This is a genomic window from Mycobacterium sp., assembly GCF_035603715.1.
In the GTDB taxonomy this organism is placed as follows: Bacteria; Actinomycetota; Actinomycetes; order Mycobacteriales; family Mycobacteriaceae; genus Mycobacterium.
Genome location: NZ_DATNJW010000200.1, coordinates 1 through 3,305, shown reverse-complemented (window position 1 = coordinate 3,305; position 3,305 = coordinate 1). Strand labels below are relative to the sequence as shown.

The following is a 3,305-nucleotide window of genomic DNA, read 5'->3' as shown; positions in this document are numbered from 1 at the left end:
ATCGAACTCAACGGGCCCGACATCTACCGGAAAGCGACGATCAACCGCGAGGTCTACACCGTCAGAGCCAATGTGGAGCAAGGCAATTCGGGCGGACCGCTGATCGACCTGGATGGTCAGGTGATCGGTGTCGTCTTCGGTGCGGCGGTCGACGACAACGACACCGGGTTTGTGCTGACCGCCAAAGAGGTGGCCGCGCAGCTTGCACATATCGGTGACACTGCGCCGGTGCCCACCGGCGAGTGCGTCAGTTGAGTGGCGACCGGTACACCCGCTCGAGGAAACGCGACAGGTGAGCGTTGACTTCGTCCGGCTTCTCTTCATGACTGAAATGTCCTGCGCCAGAGATTGATACGTAGCGACCGTGCGGCGCGTAGCGCTGTGTTCGTTCGACCGGATCGTCCAGGACGTAGGGGTCGGCGGCGCCGTGAATGTGCAGCATCGGGATTCCGAACGGTCGGCTCATCGATCTCATGAATCGTCGGCCCTCTTCGCGGAGTTGGCTGCGTACCGCCCAGCGCTGATATTCCAGTGCACAATGTGCGGCTGACCGAATCTGGATCGCTTGCCGCAGATGACCGATCGATTCGGAAAAGTCCTCGGATGCAACCCATTTCGCACCGGCGCGGCTGCGTATCAGACGCTCGAGCCCGATGCCGTTGTGCCGGGTCAGCGCACGCTCCGGCCAGATCGGCACCTGGTAGCGCAGCAGCGAGGGCAGTAGAGCCCGGCCTTGATCGCGGCGGGTCAGCGCCGAGCGCCGCAGCGCGGCTGGGTGCGGCGAGCTGATCACGGCGATCGCGCGTACCTGTCGCGAGTGCAACACCGAGGTGGCCCAGCACACCAGGCCGCCGTCGGCGTGGCCGACCAGCGTTGCCGACGTGTGCCCCAGTGCGCGGATCAGTCCGGCGGTGTCTCCGGCCAGCGTCCAGCCGTCATAGCCGCGAGGCGGTTTGTCGCTGCCGCCGTAGCCGCGCAGATCCACCGCGACCACGCGGGCTCCAGTCAATCCACGCAACTGGTGACGCCACGACCACCAGAACGAGCCGAAGCCGTGCAGCATGATCACCAGCGGTTGAGCCGTCGGAGCGGTGGTGTCCTTTCCGTCCGATGTCGCCTCGACGACATGAAACCGAATGCCGTTGGCGTGCACGTCCAAATGGCGCCATGGACCGTCGATACGGGTGACCGACGGATCTGGTGGGGCCATCTACCAACCCGAGGGATCGGCGGGCGTCCCGCCCTGCGCCGAATGCAGCGCCGGTGGCGAGGACTTGTCTTGACCCGGTGTCAACGCCGACCGCGTCTCCTTGACCGATTCGATGGTCTGCTGCGGGCCGCGGATGCGCCGGACCTTGAGGTAGCCGAACAGCGCCAGCGCGACCGTCACCACCACCATGATCCCGAACACGATGAGGAAGGCCGCCCAACGCCAGATCCAGGTGTCGAGAAGTTCGGCGAGGAAGAAGAAGAAAAAGAACGTCGAATAGAACAACACCACCAGCGCCGCAATGAAGAAGACGCTGCCGGTCAGGCCCTTCTTGACGTCACGGGTGATCTCCGCGCGGGCCAGCTCGACTTCCGCGCGCACCAGTGTCGACATCTGCGCGGTCGCGTCCTTGACCAGCTCACCGATCGACGGCTCGGCGGACAGCGCATGCGGGTCGGTCAACGGAATGCTGGTCAGCGTGCGGGGAACCCCGTCCTTGCGGTCGGTGTTCGTTCGATCTGACTTGCTCACTGACGGTCCTCCCGAGCGGATGATTGTCCGGTTCATGTTGCCATGCAGCCCGATGTCAGACGAGGCCACCGAGCACTGCCAGCCGTTCGAGGATCGCCGCTGGTGGGCATTGATCACGTTAGACTGGCGCGGCCGTTCGATGGTGAACGTCCATTTTTTGTTGACGGGAGTATCGCTGTGCAGAGCAGGTGCCGTCGGCTGCTTGGGCTCACGGCGGCTTTGGTGACAGCCTGCGCGGTCGGGCCGGCCGGCCTGCACAGCGCGCTCGCACGGGCTGACGACCGCGTTCCGCTCGGCGGCGGGGCAGGGATCATCGTCAACGGCGACACTCTGTGCACCCTGACCACGATCGGCACCGACGCCAAGGGCGAGTTGATCGGATTCACCTCGGCGCACTGCGGCGGCCCGGGCGCCCCGGTGGTCGTCGAGTCGGCAAAGGACCGCGGCACGATGGGAACCATGGTGGCCGGCAACGACGGCCTCGACTACGCGGTCATCCAGTTCGATAAGGCCAAGGTTGCTCCGGTAGCCAACTTCGGCGGTTTCGCGATCAACGGCGTCGGGCCCGACCCGGCCTTCGGGCAGGTTGCCTGCAAGCAGGGCCGCACCACCGGCAACTCGTGTGGTGTCACCTGGGGGCCGGGTCAGGATCCGGGCACGATCCTCATGCAGGTGTGTGGCCAGCCCGGTGATTCGGGTGCCCCGGTGACCGTTAACGATCAACTGGTCGGGATGATCCACGGCGCGTTCAGCGAGAACCTGCCGGTCTGCGTCACCAAATACATCCCGCTGCACACTCCGGCGGTGGTCCAGTCGATCAACGCCGATCTGGCCGATCTGCAGGCCAAGAATCGTCCCGGCGCGGGATTCGTCCCGGTCTCCCCGTAGATCTATCGGCCGGCTCCTCCTCGGGCCGTTCCGGCCCGCATCGTCGGCCGGCCAGATTTACTGGGCCGCCCGAATCGCGTCGAATACACCGGGATCGAGCAGCGTGGAGGTATCGCCGAGTTCGCGCTTCTCGGCGATGTCACGCAGCAGGCGTCGCATGATCTTGCCGCTGCGGGTCTTCGGTAATTCCGGCACCACATGCAGTTCGCGTGGCCGGGCGATCGGCGAAATCACCCGAGCGACCTCGGCACGCAGCTCGTCGATGATCTCCGCGCCTGTCGTCTGCGCGTGACTTGCCTGCAGGACAACGAAAGCGCAGATGGCCTGACCGGTGGTCTCGTCGGTCGCGCCCACCACCGCGGCCTCGGCCACCCCGGAGTGGCCGACCAACGCCGACTCCACCTCCGCGGTCGAGATGCGGTGCCCCGAGACGTTCATAACGTCGTCGATGCGGCCCAGGATCCAGATCGCCCCGTCGGAGTCGTAGCGAGCGCCGTCGCCGGCGAAGTACCAGCCCTGGCGGGCGAACTTCGACCAGTACGTCTCGCGGAAGCGGTCCGGGTCGCCCCAGATACCGCGCAACATGGACGGCCAAGGCTGATCGAGCACCAGATATCCGCTGACATGCTCGCCTTCTTCGGTCGACGGCGGCGAAAGCTGGTTGCCGTCGTCATCG

Annotated in this window: 5 protein-coding genes; 2 read left to right on the top strand and 3 right to left on the bottom strand. The window is 65.6% G+C overall.

Translation table 11 applies throughout. The annotated features are described in order from the left end of the window. A partial coding sequence (locus VN856_RS08600) for a trypsin-like serine protease (protein ID WP_325688005.1) occupies window positions 1–255 on the top strand: 255 nt, incomplete at its 5' end. Here the strand turns inward: VN856_RS08600 and VN856_RS08595 are convergent. After that, window positions 248–1,210 (bottom strand): alpha/beta hydrolase, encoded by a 963-nt coding sequence (locus tag VN856_RS08595; protein ID WP_325688003.1) that lies wholly within the window; start codon window positions 1,208–1,210, stop codon window positions 248–250. The two genes, VN856_RS08600 and VN856_RS08595, sit on opposite strands and share 8 nt — an antisense overlap. Further along, on the bottom strand, window positions 1,211–1,741 hold the full coding sequence (locus tag VN856_RS08590) for a phage holin family protein (protein WP_325688001.1): 531 nt from the start codon (window positions 1,739–1,741) through the stop codon (window positions 1,211–1,213). Between the two features lie 177 nt (window positions 1,742–1,918). Between VN856_RS08590 and VN856_RS08585 the strand changes: the two genes are divergently transcribed. Further along, window positions 1,919–2,629 carry a serine protease gene (locus VN856_RS08585; protein WP_414686904.1) on the top strand — a complete coding sequence of 237 codons (711 nt, stop codon included), beginning with the start codon at window positions 1,919–1,921 and terminating at the stop codon, window positions 2,627–2,629. Window positions 2,630–2,686: 57 nt separating this feature from the next. Here VN856_RS08585 and VN856_RS08580 read toward each other — a convergent pair. Beyond that, the coding region (locus tag VN856_RS08580) for an AMP-binding enzyme (protein WP_414686903.1) at window positions 2,687–3,305 on the bottom strand (619 nt) is incomplete at its 5' end.

What these genes read in the sequence shown, in the direction of transcription:
- VN856_RS08595 (WP_325688003.1), bottom strand. Translation starts at nt 1,210, where the DNA reads ATGGCCCCACCAGATCCGTCGGTCACCCGTATCGACGGTCCATGGCGC.